Here is a 19354-nt window from a genome sequence, read left to right as displayed (position 1 = left end):
ATGTTTCGTTCGGTAAAAACAGAAATTTGGAGGTGGTAAAAATGGCAATGAAAATACCTTTTATCCATCACAAACAACCACAAGAAGCATTGCAAATTCCGGGGGACGGTACACCGGAGCACGTCGCCATTATTATGGATGGGAATGGACGTTGGGCGCAAAAGCGCGGCATGACGAGGGCTGCTGGTCATAAAGAAGGCATGTCGACGGTTGTAAAAATTGTGAGAGCAGCGGTTCAATCGAAGGTAAACATTCTCACGCTTTATACGTTTTCTACGGAAAATTGGAAACGTCCGAAGGCGGAAGTAGAGACGATTTTGCGACTGCCAAAGCAGTTTATGAAAACATATTTGCCAGAACTAATCGCGAATAATGTTCGTATTGAGGTTATTGGTGACATGGGGAAACTGCCGATTTATACTCGGGAAGCGGTGCAATATGCGATGGACCGTACTCGTAAAAATGATGGTCTGCAGCTGAATTTTGCGCTTAATTATGGCAGTAGACACGAGATACTTCGTGCGATGAAAGAGATGCTGGGGGATCTTCAAAATGAGAAGTTGTCACTAGATGATCTAGATGAACAGCATTTTTCTTCTTACTTGGATACAGGTGGTTTAAAAGATCCAGACCTCCTCATTCGTACAGGAGGAGAGAAGCGGTTAAGTAATTTCCTGCTTTGGCAGCTTGCTTATACAGAGTTTTGGTTTAGCGATGTGTTATGGCCAGACTTCTCCGAGCAGGAGTTTTTGCAGGCATTGGATGAATACCGGCAACGAAAAAGAAGATACGGAGGCATATAGTACGGGAAGGATTTCTAGTGTAAACCTAGAAATCTTTTTTTAATTTAATGTAAAAAAAAAGACGCCCTATATCAAACAGAACCTAACGTACTAGGTTCTTTAGTGTTATGGGTGTCATACAGATAACCAATGAAATTCTTTTTTATATATTGAAATTGAATAATAAGTCGATCTAACCTTTCGCTAGCTTCGATTGTATCGGGATGCTCCAGTCCTCTTGTATTCGCAATATCAATGAGCTCCTTCTTTTTCATACTAATAAGGTTGAACAGAACTTCCTCATAGTTTTTTTCTAAAAGATATATAGTAGGCTCTATGTATTCCGGATTGGTAGAACTCAAACGTATAAAAAGATCATTTAATTTGTTTTTTAAAATCTCTAATTCCTCTTGAAGACTTAATTGATTTATGGGACTAGCCTTCATGTCTGACATGTACTACACCTCGACTTCTAGATGATAGAAAGAAAGAACTATTTGTAAATTCCCGATGTTTCCCTAAATATAACATAATAATAACAAATTATGTAAGATTTAATAGACTTTTTACATAATTTTATTATTTAATTTTACCTATTTGCCTAAAAGAAGACAAAAATAGATAATATGTTTTGGTAGAAGGTGTTAAGTAGTGAAAAAACGCGCAGAGGCACTGTAAAACCTAAGTGAGAAAGCCGACTTACCCCATACGCAAACAGCTAATAATCAATTATACTATCCACCACATACACCCCGCCCATGAATACAATCCACACCATAATAGGTAGACATAAGGATTTCAAAGCACTTTTCCATGACGCGATATCTCTCCGTGCCAACACACGATCTACTAGAAAAAACAAGACCGCAGCTAATAAACTGTAGCCAAGTAATACCAAACCAAAAAGTACATGGAAAACGAAGGACAGATAGATTTCTAGTTTCGCGGACGTAAATTTTACAATGAGAGATGCAATGTAATCACTTATAGTAGAGGTGACAGTGCCATACACTAAAATAACCGGAAAGCTATACATGAGGTACACCGGAGTGGAGAGCAGAACGCCATGAAAGTATTCCCCAATAGAATTAATTTCCTCACCAAATGGGCTCGTAATCATAAGCCCTAGCAAAATAGCAAACAAAGAACCAGAAATAGAAGCAGAGATTATTTTTCGTGAAAAAATCGGACCTAACTGAAAATGATTATTCAAAAACTCACACCTTTACATTATTCATGTTAAAAGCTATATATAGAAGTACACCAAATGTAGCTCCGCCGAGTAAAATTAAACCTGTTACACCAAGCATCATAGCAAAAACCGACATAATTACACCTAGAATCATAAATAAAAGTACTTTCATATATTACATGACCTCCCTAGACTTTACATATAAGACTTTATTACTAATTCACTATTTACCAGCACTTCTCCTGTTTTCAAAACAAAAAATCCGTACACACCTCACAACCACGAGATCTCTATAAAGCGCAATCCTTCACCAGATAGTTCTCCTAGCCTACATAAATTCATATACTCTTTATAAAATAAAGGATTTTCACAAGGAAAAAAAGAATATGTTTAGTAACTTTTAAGAATTTTTCATCATCTATGACTTTATTTTCCACATATAATCACTTCAGACTTATTCCATACAAAAGCTAAATCCTTAGGGGGAGGTACTGTGTTAAAAAAAGCTTTTTCGAGCTTTCGTTTTAGAAGTGTGTTTTTGAAGATCTCCCTTTGTTTATACTTAAAATGATGTATATCAGAAGTTGGTGATAATTTTTGAAATTTAAAGAATATAATTATTCCATATTTAGACAATTTTTGATATGTTTGTACTATGAGGAAAGTCTAATAGAAAAGTAGGAGATTATTCATGGCTAAAAGGAGCGTTTTTTATGTCATTTTAGGGATTTGTTTAGTTGCGGTTACTATAGGCTTATTTTTATGCTTTTCACCGAAAAAAGTACGAAATACGTCTACTGAAACAACTACACTAGAAGAAGAATCCGCAGATACAGATAATGATGATCAAACTCCAGAAATCCCCCCACACAAAGTCACTTTAGAAGAAGTTAGTGGAGATGGTTTTGTTATCCAGGTATAACCCGCAACGATGTGTTTGTATCAGGTATATTTAAAGTCGTGATCATTCCGAGGCCGGAAGATAATTAGGCTAATTTTAGAGAAGTCTATCCAGCTCTTTCCTGCGCTTTTGCACATGTTGCTAGAAAACCAATCAATAAAAATCCAAAAAGATAATAAGGTTGAGGGAAAGTTTGTGAAAAAGAATATTTTTAAGAAGTTTAATATTGTGTTAGCTGGAGTTCTTTCTTTAACTTTCCTGCTATTTGTCGCTGGTTGTTCTGTTAAGGAGACTCAAAAGGATAAAAATGTTGTCAAATTGGCGGCCTTATTACCGCTGAGTGGCGAGTTAGAATCAAAAGGGGAAATTCGCAAACTAGCAATTGAGATGGGTGTGGAAGATACAAATAAAAATTGGGAAGAAGAAGGATTGGAGCTGCAATTCGAACTTACAGTGGAGGATAGTGAAAGTGATCCAGAAGTTGTTCTATCTAAAGCTAAGAAATTATGGTCTGAAGGACATAAAATCTTTATTGTTGGTTCAAGTGCAGAAGTAGAACGAATCCAACCTTGGGCATCTGAAAAAGGTGCTATCGTTATCAGTTATAGTAGCACTTCACCTGCCCTTGGAATTGCAGGTGATAGTGTCTATCGAATGGTTCCTGATGATACGGAACAAGCAAAAGCATTAGCAGATTTATTGGTATATGAGGGAATATATGGGGTTGTTCCCGTCTATCGAAATGATATTTATGGCAGTGAATTAACGAAACTGTTTACAGAGGAATTTGAGTCATATTATGGATTGGTTACAGAGCCAATAATATATCAACCAAAGGAAACAGATTGGGAACATGTTTTGAAAAAAATGGCAGACGCAGTGGATAGTTTTGATATGGAAAAGGAACGGATTGCAGTTGTTCTTGTTGCATTTGATGAAATAGCTGGCATGCTAGAACAAAGTGACCAAGAAGATAGTATGGATGAAATCCGTTGGTTCGGAACGGATACTGTTACACTCAGTCCGGTCATTTTAGAAGATAAAGAAATCGCCAAAAAAGCATCACAAGTAAACTTAACAGGAGTGACATTTGGTATTCCTGATTCACCCCTGTTTAATACGATTCAATCTGAATTGGAAACTGTTACAGAAGGAACCTTTCTTCCAGATGCACTGTTTGCCTATGATATTCCAGGCATGTTAGCATCTGTAATCAATCAACTGAAAGATCCGTTTGACAGGGAAGAATTGATGAATCATATGATAAAAGGATCAGCCACTTATGCAGGTGTAACAGGATGGACATATCTAAACGAAAAAGGAGATCGCCAATACTATCATTATGATATCTGGGAAGTCCAGGAAGATAGTTCCTTTAATTGGATTCAAACTGCAAAATATGTAAGGAATCCAGGCTTTCCGGGCTATATAGCACCAAAGTAGTTCTTGAAATCGATGTTTTTTAAATAATCGGGAAAGGCGATGTAGAAGATGAACAAGTGGATTCGCAACATAGGGATAGGCAGTATGAGTATAGCTATCATCTTATCAGTCTTTTTAGGCGTAAGAAATGAGAATAGTTATGCAGTTGAAAACGACAGGTATGAAGATGAAATGATGGGAGCAATTGAAGCTTACAAAAAAATGGATTCCCAATCACAGCAACAAATGTTGGCCAGTGTTAATGGCCTTACTCCAATCTATTTAAGAGGAGAGGACATACAAACTACGATAATGCGGGTTCAGACGGAGCGTGTTCGAGTAATTGATAGTCAATTAGTAAAACAACTGAACTTAATAAGTGATGGAGACCAACGTTTACAAGAATTAAATGAATTAATGAAAGCTACGCAAGCAATAGATGAAGCAATCCGAAATGACCAAGACATAGTATCAGTGATGGCACTAATCCAAAAATTAGGTGCGGAAGTGCGAGCTGAGGCTCGAGAATCTCGCCTACAAGAGCTTAATAAAACAGTCGCGGAGCTACAAGCAAGAGCAAATAAAATGCGGGAGGAAGCAAATCAGCGACTGGCTGCAGCATATGCCCAAGGAAGTTTATCATTATTGGAGGATGTTAGAGCAGTTGTTAACTCTGAAATTAATGTCCAACAACATAATAAGCAGATGGACATGCTCAGGTTTCAATCCTTAGCCAATAAGCGGAATAAAGCACTAGATACGATTGGAAAATCAAACGAATTATTAAAGTTAACGATTGAAGATAAGATGAAGAAATAGCAACATTGGAAAATACGAGGAGTGGATTTGCAACCTTCCCGATAATAAAATCCCTTGAAGGTATAACGGGATTCCTTGCCCTTGCAGGTTTAACCCAATCAAATAGGCAATTATAAAAGACAATCACAAAAAAATCGCAGTCCTCATAAGGGGGGCTGCGGTTTTTTAAATTATTACCGAGAGATATTTTGAAGTGATAAGTTCAAACTATCTGGTAGTTTCATCACTAGGTGCTCTATATACGGCGCTTCATTTAGTCTAGATTACTTGAATAGAAGTCATTTAAACTTTATTATAAAGATACAAAGTAATAAAACATTAAAGAAATTGTGTTTTTTTATAAAAAAGGGGCATAACTTATGGTAACAGATACTTTACTGAGAGGGAGAGAAACCATGAGTGAATTGAATAAAAAGTCTATTAGGCGTGTAAAGGTTTCTAAACAAAGACAGATCAATATCCCGAAGGATTTTTATGAAGCTTTGAATATTAGTGATGAGGTCCTAGTTGAATTTACGGGGAAGGAGATTGTAATTCGACCAGCTGAATATGAAACGGTTGACTTTTCCGCGGATATTTTAAAGGATCTTGTTTCTGAGGGCTACAGTGGTGATGAATTAGTTCATCGTTTTATACAAATTAAAGAAGAGATTCCACATGCACTCAATCGTATGAAATACGAAGCATTGAAGAGTCCATCCATCACAGGAAGTTTAGATGATTATCTAGATTCATTGGAGGACGACGAAGAAAATGAGTCGTAATGATTTGTTACCCTTCAAATTAAGTAATATTGCAGCAAAGCAACTTAAAAAGATAAGAAAAACAGATCGGATCTTATATGATAAGATAAATAGTACTATAACTGATATACGGATTGATCCAAATTTAGGAGAACAAAAAAAAGGAGATTTAAAGGGTTACTCTTGTGTTGATATTAATCATCTGAGAACGAATTATGAATTGTGCTATACATTGGAAGAGGATGCAAATGGGCAACTAGTTCTTGTTATAATGATGGGTCCACGAGAAAATTTTTATAAGGATTTAAAGCGATATTTGAACTTCTAAAAAGCTAATGATAAATAGAGAGGCAAGTGGCGGAAAAACAAAATTTTCGGCCACTTGTTTTTATTTCAGATTCCTATTAAGCCCCTTCAGTAATCAATTTCCTTATCTTTTTTTTAATCGCTAACCTATTGTTTACCTTTTATAATTGCAAATAATAAGGAACCGATACTGAATATACAACTAACCATAAAATGAAGCTTAATCTCTGTTGTGACTGTAATTCCTTCAAATAGTATAGATTTCACTACACCATATACAAATACTACAGTATATTTGTTACTATCTTCTACTTTTAAATAACTGTCTAAAATTAAACTAAGTAATAGAACAATCACACTTAAGGGTATAGTTCAATATACAAGCACGGTGATAATATTCCCCACACCATTATAATAGAGGTTAAAAAAGCTATAAATAGAAGCAAACCAAATGTAAATCCACCTAGTATAAATAATCCGAAATTCTCTTAAAACATGATAAGATATGACACCCCTATACCGAGCATCATAAAATCCTCTGTTATAACATGCCCGTCACCATTGACCTTGTTTGTTGTCCGTGTTCGGTGAGGCAATGCTGGTGGGCGGGAATATAGCATAACTGCTCACCAGCTAGCAAGTATAACACGGACAAACCGATTCTAAGTATTCGCAGGCAGGGCCCCGACCCCTTCCAGCGAATACAAAGAATCGGCACTGTGGTCAATGGCAAGCAGCTGCGCTGTGACTCAGTAGTTCTTCAATATAGTGCTATCGTAAACAAAAGGAAAATTAAATTTTCTACATTTTTCTTCCAATTTCAAACCAATCTGCCAAAAATTACGCTATACTTAAATGTAAGGAGATTCAGAGAAAAAGGGAGCTGTAATTTGTGAGAGGGATGACGAAATGGGTGGTAGCACTAGTTCTTAGTGTCCTTATTTTGCCGGCATTCGTTAGTGCACAGGAGTCAACGGAAAACAAACCACCAGGAAATACGGAACAACCATCACCGGATAATGGTGAGAACAATGGTAATGGACAAACTCCTCCAAAGGACGAAGAAACTTCTCCAGATGAAGAGGAAACGGAACCAACACCGCCACCCGAGACAGAGGAGCCAGGTACGGGTGAGGAGAACCCTCCGGTAAATGAAGAGGAAGAACCTGTAGAACCAAAACAACCTGAGAAGCCAGAGCCAGGGAAGGAAAAACCTATAGGTAAAGAGCCTGAAGTGAAGGATCCACCTGGAAAGGGAACAAATCCTCCGAAAACGGAGAAACCAACTGAGCCTACGAAACCAGACAAAAAGCCAAATGATCCGAAACCGACAACACCAGATAAGCCAAAAAGTCCAACTACTACTACACCGGTTGAAAAGAAACCAAATCCAAAACCAACTTCACCATCTACTTGGCAACCATCGAATAATGATCAACCATCCGTATCAACTGATGTAGAAACAACAACGAATGTTGAGGGAGAAGATGAAGAAGAAGTAGACGAGGAAGTTGATAAAGAGGACGAAGAGGCTGAAGAACAAGAAGAAGAGGAAGAACCTGTGGATTTCGAGGATTCTTCTAATCATGATGAACAGGTAGAATCCAAAGAAGAAATAGTAGAAAATCCTACAGAAGTTGCTGCAGAGATAGATACAAATAATCGCAAAACTTCCTATTATATAGGAATGACGATTATCGTTATTACACTATTAACAACAGGCTTCTTTGTTTGGAAGATGCGTAAAGTATAATACATAAGAAAAAGGGGAATCCTAGGCCTAGGATTCCCCTTTGATAAGAACACAGGTATTAATCAAACAATTGATTAATACCTGTGTTCGTTTTTGTTTAAGGATAGTAGTGGAAATATAATAGTCGCTGCAAGAATATCGTAAAGTCTCGCAAGAATATAATCTTTACTGCAAAATTATTAGTTTATTGTGCAAGAATATAATCTAATCGCGCAAGAATCAATCTGTAATTCAGACGCTTCTGCAAGATTATCGTTTTAAGTTACAAGAATATCAATCTGTCTCACAAGATTTTCAATCCGTTACGCAAGATTAAATATACTTTCTGCAAAATAATTTTCAAGAGCAGTAAAATAATAGTACAGAGCGATATTGGACTCATCGACTTCAACTTTTCGACAAAATCTGCGTCATGTTTCATTTGAAAACTGTAACGGTATTCGACAAATTCCTATATGGGACAAGTTATTTTGTTCCTTAAAAACAATAGCACTCCAGATGTATATTGGAGCGCTAACGTGTAATCTTCGTGAAATTTAGTTTAAAGTATAGAACCAAGTTTTGATATTGAGCCATTACTTTGTTATAGTTTATGAGTTTTTCTTTTGTTTTGTGTAGTGTTTCTTTGAGAGTTTGGACGCTTTTTTCTAGCGACTTTTTTTCGTATTCAAGTTTGTCGAATCTCAGTTGGAGTTTGTATAGCTTTTCTTCTGTTTCGGATAATTTTATTAATAATTCCATTTCTCTTTGACGCGATGACCATCTCTCTTTGATTTGGTGGGTTATCATTGCGTTGGTTAGATCTTTGTTTCTTTGCTTTTTTCTCATTAAATAAGGTGTTGGCTTTAACGGTGTTCTCATTATGGTTGAGAGGGACGTTTCACCGGCGCTGTCGAAGAAAATAATACCAACTATTACAGAACTGGATATCTCACCAAGCTCTAAAAAGGATATGGTATTAGGATTGAAGAAGGGATCCTATTACATAAAAATGTAACTATTTAATCCGAACATACCCATCAATCAAATATTTGATTGATGGGTATGTTCGGTTTTTTCGGTTATTTCGGGGTGCTGGACAGTAAAAGAAAGAATATAGGAAAAGTCGAGTTATGGGGCCAAGACCTGACATTCAAAAGGTCACTAGCGAAAGATGCCTTCATTCCCAGAAAGAATCATCATGAATGCAAGTGCTGAGAACAAGAGAATCAGATAGAGACGAATAAATATATCAATTTCACCAAGAATAAAACACTAAAAGGAGAAATGAAATCATGAAAAAAAACAAAAAGAAATGGATAAAATGGGGAGTCATCGGCTTTGCAATCCTAATTGTGCTCTCGCTAATGTTCGGAGGAGACACAGAGGATAAGGATAATCAGCCGTCTGAATTGGAGAAACGTCAAGCAGAAAGAGCAGCCGAGCGGGAGGAACGTCAACAAGCGTATGAGCAAAAGCAAGCGGAACGCAAGAAAGAGAAAGCGGAGGAAGAGGCCAAAAAAGCCGAGGAAGAGGCACAAGCGGCCAAGGAAATGGAACAATATGTCGCAGACTTTGAGGCCAGATTTGAGGATTTTGTCTCCAAAAATGGAGAAGGCGTTATATTAGGGATAGGTCCTGTCAATGGTACGTATACGCAAATGAAGATGGTTGTCTCCGATGCCTGGTATAATTCGCCAGCACATGAAAAGGAGCGCTTTGCAAAGTCCATGAAACAATACACGCTCGGAATGTTAAGGCAAACAAAAGTGATTGATACAGACGACGACATCGTTTTCCGAATCGTGGATGCCTACGGAAAAACAGTAGCAGAAAGTACCTGGACCGGAGAAATGAAAATCAAAAATTAATATGAATAGGAAAATTGAAATAAACGTGGAGATTCCGACTGTCAAAAGATAAGAAGGAAATCATCAATGGAAACAAAGTGACGCGACACCAGTTAATCGAGATAAAGGAAAATCACGAGGCACTAGAGCTTCTTTCCAAGACATAACAGAGCTCTACTAAATGGGGTAGTGACAGACATCCAAACAAGTCTAATGCCTAAGCTTAACCAAACAGAATATCAATAGTGTAACTATAAAGTAACTGTCACCTCCCCATTTATAAAAAAAGAGCACTGCCTATATCAGCAGCACTCTTAATAGTGGGACGAGGAAACTGACCCCATGTCCCGCTATTTCTCCACAAAATATTCTAGCAAATATTCAAACCAAACTTGGTGTCCTGCTTCACTTGGGGCACTTTGGCCTTCTTCTAAGTAGTCGAGAATTTCTTCGGATGCATGATCTGGCCAGTCACTCCAATGATCTAAGTATTCAAACCCTTCGCTCTCGGCAAATTCTTTCAGCTGATCAATTTGCCGTGGGTAGCCTGTTGCATTGTAAATTGGATGTGCTGGTTGCAACATCACTACTGCATCTTGAGCATCTTCGGCACGTGCTTCATTTAACGCATCGACGAATGTCTGGATATTTGCCTGATTCATCTCAACAGAAATCCAGCCACTATTATCATTTAACGGAAATGGCTCTAGTAAAACTAAATCAGGTGTTGCTGCAACTACTTCTTCCATATATTCACCTTCGACAAATTCCTGTGAAGTTGCACCTTCATATTTATATATCTGTACATCCATAACGCCAGCATATTCTTCTTCTAAGGCTTCCTCTAACATCGAAGCCCAGCCTTCGTCACCACCAAGAGATTGGGAACCAACGATAGCTAGTACAAATTCTTCGCCAGCTTCTGCAGCAGTCACCAATGCATTACGAGCATCTTCTGGCCAATTGGCTGCTTTTAATGTAAGAGAATCAACATCGGCTTCCTCTTCCGAGGCATCTCCATCCGAGTTGTCATCCTCATCTTTATTCTTCTCTTCTGATTGTTTCTGATCTTCATCAACTGTGTCCCCAACTTTTTCATTTCTGGCAAATGAAGATATATCGGTTTTTTCTTTCCAATAAAAATTTCCCAGTACAAGAAAGATGACACATGCGATAACCGCAAGTGCTGTAACTAATCGACGCACTTTCAACCCTCCTATAAAAATACTATTTTCACATAAAAGTAGCAGTATTTCCCATTCTATACATAGATTGACTGTTAAAAACTCTAAAACTACTATTTAAAAACGAAAATCTTATGCTACAATAATACTTAGTTCGACATAAACGTAGTAAAAAAGTCCAGTATTACAATTCGGATTACAAAGGAAATTATATGCTAAATTGCGTAATTTGACAAAAGTATGGTAATGATTTCCTTTAGCGTGCTATAATCATGCTATAATAATACACAACATTGAAAAAATCGACAATCATCCAGGGAGGATATTATGGAAGAATCTATCAGCTTAAAAGAACTCATGCAAACCCTGAAGAAAAGAATGAGTTTAATTATACTTATAACAGTGGCAGCAGTCATCATTAGTGGAGCTGTCAGCTTTTTTGTGATGACACCAATTTATCAGTCTTCGACACAAATTCTCGTCAACCAATCACAATCAGATGAAATGGCATATAACACAAATACAATTCAAACAAACTTACAATTAATTAACACATATAAAGAAATAATAAAAAGTCCGGTCATCCTGGAAGATGTTATTAAAGAATTAGATTTGGATTTAAGTACAGGTGCATTAGCAAGTAAAATATCTTTTCGAAGTGCCAATGATTCACAAATCGTGACTGTATCCGTGCAAGATCCAAATCCAAATCAAGCAGCAACACTTGCGAATAAAGTAGTCGAAGTGTTCCAAACCAAAGTTGTTACTTTAATGAATGTAGATAATGTAAATATTATTGCGAAAGCAGAAGTTGGAGAAAATCCATCTCCAGTAAAACCACAACCAGTATTAAACATCGCAATTGGATTCGTTGTTGGTCTTATGCTTGGAGTCGGACTAGCATTCCTACTAGAATACTTAGATAACACAATCAAGAATGAACAAGATGTCGAACGTTTATTAGAACTACCTGTACTTGGTGCAATTGCCCAAATTGAAGATCAAGAATTAGAGCGTCCAGTACGTTCAGAAAGAAATGCTAGATTAAGAGGTGAGACGATTGGCTAGAAAACCTTTCAGACAAGTAGCGCAATCAGGAAAACGGAAATTAATTACGAAGCTAAATCCGAAATCACCTGTATCAGAACAATACAGAACGATTCGCACGAATATCCAATTCTCAGCAGTGGATGAGGAAATTCGTACATTAATGGTTACATCATCTGGTCCTGGAGAAGGAAAGTCAACAACAACTGCAAACATTGCGATTGTGTTTGCACAACAAGGGAAAAGAGTCTTATTAGTAGATGGAGACTTACGTAAACCGACAGTTCATTATACATTCGGAATGACAAATGCTGCTGGATTAACGAACGTTTTAACACGTCAAATGAGTCTAACGGAAGCGACAAAAGAAAGTGATGTTTCTGGCTTAAGTGTATTAACATCAGGTCCTGTTCCACCAAACCCAGCTGAATTATTAAGCTCAAAGTTAATGACAAGCTTCATAGAAGAAGCAAAGGAACATTTCGATACGATTATTTTTGATACACCTCCAGTATTAGCTGTAACAGATGCTCAAGTGTTGGCAAACCAATGTGATGGCACTGTACTAGTTATTTCTAGTGGTAAAACGGAAATTGAAAGTGCTCAAAAGACGAAAGAACTTCTTACAGCTGCAAAAGCAAAACTATTAGGTGTTGTATTGAATCGTAAGAAAATGGATAATAGTAGTTACTATTATTACTATGGAACGGAATAGGTTTTTTGTCGGAATTTGTCAAATAAACCATGTCTATTTCCCTTGATAGGCTAATAGGTATATAGTACTATTGAACTACTGAATAACGAGCAAGTAATGTCGTTTAAGGAGGAGATGTGCAAGTGATTGACATCCATTGTCACATTTTGCCGCGAGTTGACGACGGTTCTAGTAATTTTACTGAGAGTCTATTAATGGCAAAACAAGCAGAAAGTGAAGGAATTCGCACCATTGTCGCAACACCTCATCATCAGAACGGAAAATACAATAATTTCAAGGTAGATATATTACAAAAAACAGCAGAACTGAATGAATATTTACAGTCAGAAAAAGTCGATGTCACTATTCTCCCTGGACAAGAAACACGAATCTACGGAGAATTTGTTGAGGGCTTCAAAGACGATGAAATCATGACACTTGGAAATGTGTCTAGCTATGTATTTCTTGAATTACCAACTTCTAGTGTTCCGCGTTATACGGATCAACTATGCTTTGATATTCAAATGCTAGGTTTAACTCCAGTCATTGTACATCCGGAGCGGAACACAGAATTACTAGAAAATCCTGATAAGCTGTACCGACTTGTTAAGAACGGTGCGGCATCGCAAATTACTGCAGCAAGCTTGACTGGCTATTTCGGGAAAAAGATTCAGAAATTCACCTTTGATTTAGTAGAAGCAAACCTTACTCATTTTCTAGCATCTGATGCTCATAATACAAAATCACGCACATTCAAAATGGCAGAGGCACTTGATTTGGTAGAAAAGAAATATGGGACAGATTTACTCTACTACTTTATCGATAATGCAGAACTAATTCTCGATGGACAAGATATTTATCGAGAGATTCCAGAGAAAGTAAAGAGAAAGAAAATATTCGGGTTATTTTAATGGACAACTTCTAAGTTACAACATAAATATGTCACATTGGCTATGCCTCCTACCCGTTATCAATTGGAGGCACTCGGCCATCCTGTGGGTGGGAATTCCTACCTTAGACACGTTTGTTGTCGAGAGGATGGTGTGAGGATGGGTTAGATGCCCAAGTTATTTAAAATATCAAAATATATGTCTAATGAAAGCGTATTTTCATAAGTACGTTTTCCTTAGACATTTATTTTTTACAATAGCGACATATGACTTTCGTCATTTAAGGAGTGAACGAACTTTAGAAAAATCAAGAAAGCGGGGATATTTCTCCGCAATATGAAGTTATGTGCTGATTTAATCCTACTGAAAAAGTAGGAATATAATATCAAATAAAAATCTATTTGAATGGAAGGGACTAATCTTGAGGTGTCAAAAACTGTTCTTTTATGGATGTTATTAGACACAGATATTATGATGTCCATAGATTATTTTCAATTTTAATTCGTTAATCAATTATCAGACTTTTATATTTATCGATAACAGTAATATGGAAGCTTGATTATCATCTTAGTAAACAAACATTTATTAGATTCTTTGAATTTACCATAAAAGCATGAGGATTTGGTAGAATAGAAACCATCATTAATTTATAGTATTGGCTAGATCCAAGTGTCATTAAAAGTGATAAATATAGAATGGAAATATTTGGAGGTTATCATGAAAACAGTGAAAAAAGCAATTATTCCTGCTGCGGGATTAGGTACAAGGTTCTTACCAGCTACAAAAGCTATGCCAAAAGAGATGTTACCAATTGTAGATAAACCGACGATACAATATATTGTTGAAGAAGCAATTGAATCTGGAATTGAGGATATTATTATTGTAACAGGTAAGGGTAAACGGGCTATTGAGGATCACTTTGATCATAACTTTGAGTTAGAAGATAATTTAATAAAAAAAGAAAAATTTGAATTGTTAGAAAAAGTTAATCACTCTTCTAAGGTTGAAATCCATTATATTAGACAAAAAGAACCTAAAGGACTTGGACATGCTGTTTGGTGTGCCCGTAAATTTATCGGTAATGAGCCGTTTGCTGTTTTATTAGGAGACGATATCGTGCAAGCAACAACTCCTTGTCTTAGACAATTAATTCAACATTTTGAAAAAACACAGAGCTCTGTAGTGGGTGTACAGCAAGTTCCTGATGAAGAAACACATCGATATGGTATTGTAGAACCTTCGATTCAGGATGGAAGAAGCTATGAAGTGAAAAATTTTGTTGAGAAACCTGTACAAGGTAAAGCACCATCAAATCTAGCAATAATGGGACGTTATATTTTTACTCCTGAAATCTTCGGTTTCTTAGATAAACAAGAAATAGGAGCTGGTGGGGAAATCCAACTTACTGATGCTATTCAGATGTTGAATGAGAAACAAAAAGTCTTTGCGTATGATTTTATAGGTAAACGATATGATGTAGGCGAAAAGTTAGGATTCGTAAAAACAACAATTGATTTCGCCTTAGAAAATGAAGAAATTAATGAAGATTTATGGCAGTACCTAGAAAAAAAAATCTTGGATAGAAAAATAACGAAGGAGATTTTTAGAAATTAATAGACTTGAGTTGATTTTTGAGATTCTAGTTTAATCCTTATTTACTAATCTAATAAGATGATATTATATCGAAACAAACAATATGTAATGAAGCGATGGTAATAGATGAATTATATTTGTTAAAGTTGAACATAGATTGAGACGAGTATGGACGTGCGGATTTGTCTATTGGATTTTTATACATTAGGAATATGCCTAATAAGTATCTAGTTGTATAAAATTTATATATTTTATAGAGGTGAGTTTAGTGTCACTTAGAAATTCTCATAATAATTTACATGAAGAATATGCGGTAACCCTTGATACAAGACTAGAACAAAGGTATTCATACCCACAATTATTTTATCCTGTACTTAAGCGATCAATGGATATAATATTAGCTATCACTGGATTAATGTTAGCTGTTCCTTTGTTATTGTTTTTTTGTATTGCAATTAAATTAGAAACTCCTGGTCCAGCATTTTATGTACAGGAGCGAGTAGGTCGTAATGGTAAGTATTTTAAAATAATTAAATTGCGTTCAATGGGTGTTGACGCTGAAAGAAAAGGGGCTCAATGGGCAGATAAAAACGATCCTAGAGTAACAAAGATTGGTGCATTTATTCGCAAAACGAGAATAGATGAAATTCCACAGCTAATTAATGTTTTAAAGGGAGACATGAGTATTATTGGTCCACGCCCAGAACGTCCGATATTCACAGCGCAGTTTAATGATGAAATTCCAGGGTTTGTTCAGCGTTTAACAGTTAAACCTGGTATAACTGGATGGGCCCAAGTAAATGGTGGTTATGATATCTCACCTGAAAAAAAGTTATATTACGATTTATATTACATAGAGAATAGGTCTTTATTATTGGATTTTAAAATAATATTAAAGACAATTCGCATTGTAATAACTGGAGAGGGAGCTCGCTAAGAGTTGGTTATCATATAAAAAATACTTGCAATCATCAATTAAAAAAGTCGATAGATAATTTAAGTATTGAAAATCAACTTTTATGTATTAAGTTGTTCAATATTACAAAGATATATTTTATTGCGAATGAATTAAGAGATATATGAATCTTTAAAAGTGAAGTGATTGTAATGTCTAAAAAAGTAAGTATTATTGTTCCCACATATAAGAGAAGTGATTTTTTAATTAGAGCAATAGATTCTCTTTTGAATCAAAATTATAATAATATTGAAATAGTTGTTGTTGATGATAATGGTAATAATTCAAGATATCGATATGAAACGGAACAGAAAATGGAAAAGTTTAAAAATAACCGTAGTGTTATTTTTATAAAAAATAAAAGAAATATGGGTGGTGCCCTTGCTAGGAATGAAGGTATATCTAGGGCAAGCGGAGATTATATAACATTTTTAGATGATGATGATATATACTTGCCAGAAAAAGTATCCTTACAACTAGAATTCATGATAAAGAATGATTTGGATTTATCGTTCACAAATGTAAGTATCTATAACATTAATAACAAGTTAATAGATTTTAGGGAACATCCATATGTAAAAGATTTCTCAAAACAAGAACTTTTAATTAAACATTTAATGCACCACTTAACACCTACAGGAACTTACATGTTTAAAAAAGAAGCCATTAATAAAATTGGTAGATTTGATGATGTCCAAGTAGGTCAAGAATTTATGTTAATGTTAAAAGCAATAGAACAAGATTTGAAGATAGGCTATCTACCGGTTTCTAAAGTTATTCAGTATGTACATCCCGGTGAAAGAATATCAGTTGGACAAAATAAACTTAATAAAGAAATTGAATTATTTAATTTAAAGAAGAAGTACTTTAAGTATTTAACATTTAGACAAAGGCAATATATTAAGTTTAGACATCATGCTGTTATGCTTGTCGTAGGTATAAGAAGTGGTAAATACTACGTAACTATTGAACATTTGTTAAAGGCAATAATTACTTCTCCTGTTGATTGTATTTTAGAATTAGTAAAACATATAAAAAAAATAAATCAACATAAAGTTGAGTTCTGATATCTTAATTATCTAGTTTTATATAAATTTATATAGAAGAGGTGAATTAATTGCAACGAATTGGTATCTGCGGAAATTTTGGCTTCAATCAAAATATAGCTAATGGTCAAATAGTAAAAACTAAAGTTATTAGAGATAAATTGACAGCTCATTTTGGTAATCAACATGTGTATACAATTGATTCATACTTGTGGAAGAAAAGACCTCTAAAAATATTAAATGAATGTGTAAGATTAGCATACAAATGCGATACTATAATAATCTTACCTGCACATAAAGGTATAAAAGTGTTTGCACCATTATTTAATATACTTTGTAGAATATTTAATTGTAAACTTCAATACTCAGTAATAGGCGGTTGGTTGCCCGAATTTTTGAATAATAATAGAAGACTATTAAAAAGTGTTAAGAATATGGATACAGTTTATGTAGAAACAAAAACAATGCAAAGTAAGCTAGTAAATCTAGGATTGGATAATGTTGTTTACATGCCAAATTTCAAAGATATAAAGCTAGTTTCTTATAATGATTTACCTATTAAATATGAGGAGCCGTATAAATTATGTACCTTTTCCAGAGTAATAAAAGAAAAAGGAATAATTGATGCTATCTCTGCGGTTAATGAAGTTAATAAAAAGTTAGGAAGAAAAGCATTTGTATTAGATATTTATGGGACAGTAGACAATAAATTTGAAAACGAATTACAAATAGCTCTTGAAAAAAGTAATGATAACGCAAAATATATGGGCCTTGTAGAATTTGATAAATCAACAGAGGTGCTAAAAAAGTATTTTGCATTGTTGTTTCCAACATATTATGAGGGTGAGGGTTTTCCTGGAACTATTATTGATGCATATTCATCGGGATTACCTGTAATTGCAAGTGACTGGCGGTATAATAAAGAGATAATTAAAAATGATGTTACCGGCTTTATTTATAAATTGGATCCAGCAAATAAATCTAAAGGACTTGAAGAGATATTAATGTATATCTATAGTAATCCTGATTCCATAATAACAATGAAGCGTACTTGTATAGATGAAGCTAAAAACTATGCTTCTTCAGTTGTAATGCAGCAAATGATTAAAAGGATTAATAAAGAATATTAACATATTAAAAAAAGAAGTTCTTAGAGGAAGAGGAGAGTAGATGGGAAACCTGCATTATAAAATAAGTGTTATTATTCCTACATTTAATAGGGAAAAACTAATAATGAAGGCAATTGAAAGTTTGACAAACCAGACTTATAAAAACTTTGAAATAATTGTTGTAGATGACTTTTCAAATGATAACACACAAAATTTACTGGAAAATGATGTCCGTATTAAATATATTAGGCATGATGAAAATAAAGGTGCAGCAGAGGCTAGAAATACAGGAATAAAAGCATCTAGCGGAGAGTTCATTGCATTTTTGGATTCAGATGATGAATGGTTACCAACAAAATTGGAAAGACAGCTGAAAGTGTTTGAAAATAATAGTAATACTGGTGTCGTGTATACTGGCTTTAGAAGTATATTAAAGGATAAGGATGAAAGAGAAGTACTACCCCAAAAAAAAGGGAATATATATATAGAATTGTTGAAGGGTAATTGTGTAGGTACTACATCGACTGTTATGGTTAGAACAGATCTTTTGAAAAAAGTTGGTGGTTTTGACACTGAACTTTTAAGTTGCCAGGATTGGGATTTATGGATAAGACTGGCTAATATTACAGAATTTGATTTTGTAAGTGAAGCATTAGTTTTGTTTAATCAACATGAAGGTGCTAGAATATCTTCCAATGTTTCATCGGTAGTCAAAGGACACATAGACTTTTATAATAAATATATTAGCATAATAAAAAAGTTGAAGAAAAGTGAAAGTAGACACTTCTATTATAAAATTGCTAGAAAAGTAATAATCTCAGGGATTGTTGATAAAAATAAATCAACTATTAAAAAAGGGAGAATCATATTAAAGGATTCAATTTTTCCGTTTCCAAATTCCTTGAATGCTATATTATTATATTTATCTACCTTTCTAAACAGAAAGGTACTTAATAAATTATATTTTTATATTAAAAAGAATAAAACTTCATATCAAGCTAAATAAGTAACGACAAATGGTTGCAAATAAGTGAATTTGAAATTTTATTTAAAGAAAAGATGAACATACATGATTAGAAGAGATAAACT

General features: G+C 34.9%; 21 protein-coding genes. 16 read left to right on the top strand and 5 right to left on the bottom strand.

The features are described 5' to 3' along the window. The first annotated feature begins 41 nt into the window (after positions 1 to 41). Positions 42 to 803, top strand: a complete 762-nt coding sequence (locus tag ACFPM4_RS12740; protein ID WP_382352400.1) for an isoprenyl transferase — start codon at positions 42 to 44, stop codon at positions 801 to 803. A 71-nt stretch (positions 804 to 874) separates the two neighbouring features. Here ACFPM4_RS12740 and ACFPM4_RS12735 read toward each other — a convergent pair whose 3' ends face one another. The 3 genes from ACFPM4_RS12735 to ACFPM4_RS12725 form a co-directional block, all read right to left on the bottom strand. Then, a complete protein-coding gene (locus tag ACFPM4_RS12735; protein WP_144920604.1) occupies positions 875 to 1237 on the bottom strand; it encodes an aspartyl-phosphate phosphatase Spo0E family protein in 363 nt (120 codons plus the stop codon). A gap of 263 nt (positions 1238 to 1500) precedes the next feature. Next, positions 1501 to 1995, bottom strand: coding sequence for a hypothetical protein (locus ACFPM4_RS12730; protein WP_382352271.1), 495 nt, complete (start codon positions 1993 to 1995; stop codon positions 1501 to 1503). A 4-nt stretch (positions 1996 to 1999) separates the two neighbouring features. Next, positions 2000 to 2146, bottom strand: coding sequence for a hypothetical protein (locus ACFPM4_RS12725; RefSeq protein ID WP_186324624.1), 147 nt, complete (start codon positions 2144 to 2146; stop codon positions 2000 to 2002). Positions 2147 to 2665: 519 nt separating this feature from the next. On the opposite strand from ACFPM4_RS12725, the gene ACFPM4_RS12720 reads away from it, so the two are divergent. The 5 genes from ACFPM4_RS12720 (at position 2666) to ACFPM4_RS12700 (ending at position 6187) form a co-directional block, all read left to right on the top strand. Continuing rightward, positions 2666 to 2896: a hypothetical protein gene (locus ACFPM4_RS12720; protein WP_382352268.1), complete on the top strand. Its 231-nt coding sequence runs from the start codon at positions 2666 to 2668 to the stop codon at positions 2894 to 2896. Positions 2897 to 3070: 174 nt separating this feature from the next. Further along, positions 3071 to 4318 (top strand): ABC transporter substrate-binding protein, encoded by a 1248-nt coding sequence (locus tag ACFPM4_RS12715; RefSeq protein WP_382352265.1) that lies wholly within the window; start codon positions 3071 to 3073, stop codon positions 4316 to 4318. Between the two features lie 48 nt (positions 4319 to 4366). Beyond that, positions 4367 to 5116 carry a hypothetical protein gene (locus tag ACFPM4_RS12710; RefSeq protein WP_382352263.1) on the top strand — a complete coding sequence of 250 codons (750 nt, stop codon included), beginning with the start codon at positions 4367 to 4369 and terminating at the stop codon, positions 5114 to 5116. A 395-nt stretch (positions 5117 to 5511) separates the two neighbouring features. Then, complete coding sequence (locus tag ACFPM4_RS12705; RefSeq protein WP_382352260.1) at positions 5512 to 5880, top strand: AbrB/MazE/SpoVT family DNA-binding domain-containing protein; 369 nt, start codon at positions 5512 to 5514, stop codon at positions 5878 to 5880. Next, positions 5870 to 6187, top strand: a complete 318-nt coding sequence (locus ACFPM4_RS12700) for a type II toxin-antitoxin system RelE/ParE family toxin (RefSeq protein ID WP_382352257.1) — start codon at positions 5870 to 5872, stop codon at positions 6185 to 6187. Before ACFPM4_RS12705 ends, ACFPM4_RS12700 begins: the two co-directional genes overlap by 11 nt. A gap of 125 nt (positions 6188 to 6312) precedes the next feature. Here ACFPM4_RS12700 and ACFPM4_RS12695 read toward each other — a convergent pair whose 3' ends face one another. Next, positions 6313 to 6522, bottom strand: a complete 210-nt coding sequence (locus ACFPM4_RS12695; RefSeq protein ID WP_382352254.1) for a hypothetical protein — start codon at positions 6520 to 6522, stop codon at positions 6313 to 6315. 544 nt (positions 6523 to 7066) lie between these two features. On the opposite strand from ACFPM4_RS12695, the gene ACFPM4_RS12690 reads away from it, so the two are divergent. Together ACFPM4_RS12690 and ACFPM4_RS12685 are read left to right on the top strand one after the other, a co-directional pair. Further along, positions 7067 to 7918 carry a hypothetical protein gene (locus ACFPM4_RS12690; protein ID WP_382352251.1) on the top strand — a complete coding sequence of 284 codons (852 nt, stop codon included), beginning with the start codon at positions 7067 to 7069 and terminating at the stop codon, positions 7916 to 7918. 1274 nt (positions 7919 to 9192) lie between these two features. Beyond that, a complete protein-coding gene (locus tag ACFPM4_RS12685; protein ID WP_382352248.1) occupies positions 9193 to 9768 on the top strand; it encodes a hypothetical protein in 576 nt (191 codons plus the stop codon). Between the two features lie 329 nt (positions 9769 to 10097). On the opposite strand, the gene ACFPM4_RS12680 is transcribed toward ACFPM4_RS12685, so the two are convergent. After that, positions 10098 to 10952, bottom strand: a complete 855-nt coding sequence (locus ACFPM4_RS12680) for a GDSL-type esterase/lipase family protein (protein ID WP_382352245.1) — start codon at positions 10950 to 10952, stop codon at positions 10098 to 10100. A 306-nt stretch (positions 10953 to 11258) separates the two neighbouring features. On the opposite strand from ACFPM4_RS12680, the gene ACFPM4_RS12675 reads away from it, so the two are divergent. The 8 genes from ACFPM4_RS12675 to ACFPM4_RS12640 all read left to right on the top strand — a co-directional run bounded on the left by ACFPM4_RS12675 (position 11259) and on the right by ACFPM4_RS12640 (position 19271). After that, positions 11259 to 11999 (top strand): YveK family protein, encoded by a 741-nt coding sequence (locus tag ACFPM4_RS12675; protein WP_382352242.1) that lies wholly within the window; start codon positions 11259 to 11261, stop codon positions 11997 to 11999. Then, complete coding sequence (locus ACFPM4_RS12670) at positions 11992 to 12693, top strand: CpsD/CapB family tyrosine-protein kinase (RefSeq protein WP_382352239.1); 702 nt, start codon at positions 11992 to 11994, stop codon at positions 12691 to 12693. The genes ACFPM4_RS12675 and ACFPM4_RS12670 overlap by 8 nt, the downstream gene beginning before the upstream one ends. A gap of 122 nt (positions 12694 to 12815) precedes the next feature. After that, a complete protein-coding gene (locus ACFPM4_RS12665) occupies positions 12816 to 13583 on the top strand; it encodes a tyrosine-protein phosphatase (protein ID WP_382352236.1) in 768 nt (255 codons plus the stop codon). Between the two features lie 696 nt (positions 13584 to 14279). Further along, positions 14280 to 15176 carry a UTP--glucose-1-phosphate uridylyltransferase GalU gene (gene galU / locus ACFPM4_RS12660; RefSeq protein ID WP_382352233.1) on the top strand — a complete coding sequence of 299 codons (897 nt, stop codon included), beginning with the start codon at positions 14280 to 14282 and terminating at the stop codon, positions 15174 to 15176. Positions 15177 to 15423: 247 nt separating this feature from the next. Continuing rightward, on the top strand, positions 15424 to 16092 hold the full coding sequence (locus ACFPM4_RS12655; RefSeq protein ID WP_382352230.1) for a sugar transferase: 669 nt from the start codon (positions 15424 to 15426) through the stop codon (positions 16090 to 16092). Between the two features lie 170 nt (positions 16093 to 16262). Next, a complete protein-coding gene (locus ACFPM4_RS12650; protein WP_382352227.1) occupies positions 16263 to 17177 on the top strand; it encodes a glycosyltransferase family 2 protein in 915 nt (304 codons plus the stop codon). 50 nt (positions 17178 to 17227) lie between these two features. Then, a complete protein-coding gene (locus tag ACFPM4_RS12645) occupies positions 17228 to 18286 on the top strand; it encodes a glycosyltransferase (protein ID WP_382352224.1) in 1059 nt (352 codons plus the stop codon). A 40-nt stretch (positions 18287 to 18326) separates the two neighbouring features. After that, positions 18327 to 19271, top strand: coding sequence for a glycosyltransferase family 2 protein (locus tag ACFPM4_RS12640; RefSeq protein WP_382352221.1), 945 nt, complete (start codon positions 18327 to 18329; stop codon positions 19269 to 19271). Positions 19272 to 19354 lie beyond the last annotated feature (83 nt).

This window comes from Lederbergia graminis (genome assembly GCF_042655485.1).
Classification (GTDB): Bacteria; Bacillota; Bacilli; order Bacillales; family Bacillaceae_C; genus Lederbergia; species Lederbergia graminis.
This window is presented reverse-complemented; position numbering and strand designations above follow the sequence as displayed.